This is a genomic window from Streptomyces sp. P17, assembly GCF_032436805.1.
In the GTDB taxonomy this organism is placed as follows: domain Bacteria; phylum Actinomycetota; class Actinomycetes; order Streptomycetales; family Streptomycetaceae; genus Streptomyces.
On the sequence record NZ_JAVRBF010001098.1, the window covers coordinates 1 to 257 of the forward strand.

Consider the following 257-nt stretch of genomic DNA (forward strand, 5'->3'; position numbering starts at 1 on the left):
TCTTGTCTTCCTTATAGGCGATGTAGATGTGAAAGTGACGCAAGATGTTCATACCCAGCAGCATTGCCTGCTGCGTCTCGTCCGCCCTTCGTCCCGCCAAATGCGAGCCGGTTTCTGGCGTAGCCGCCTCCGTGGCCACCTGCTTGAGGAAGTCCGGCATGATGTCGATGTCAGTGTGACTCACGGCGATACCCTCGACGGCCAGCGTGTCGAAGACGTGATGGTAAGTGGTCGCCGCAGAGCGCGTGGCAAGCGTG

The 257-nt window shown here is 59.1% G+C and carries 1 protein-coding gene; it reads right to left on the reverse strand.

All coding sequences use genetic code 11. The features are described from left to right. Nucleotides 1–257, reverse strand: a 257-nt coding sequence (locus RMT89_RS44065; RefSeq protein WP_315889375.1) for a hypothetical protein, incomplete at both ends; no start/stop codon positions are given.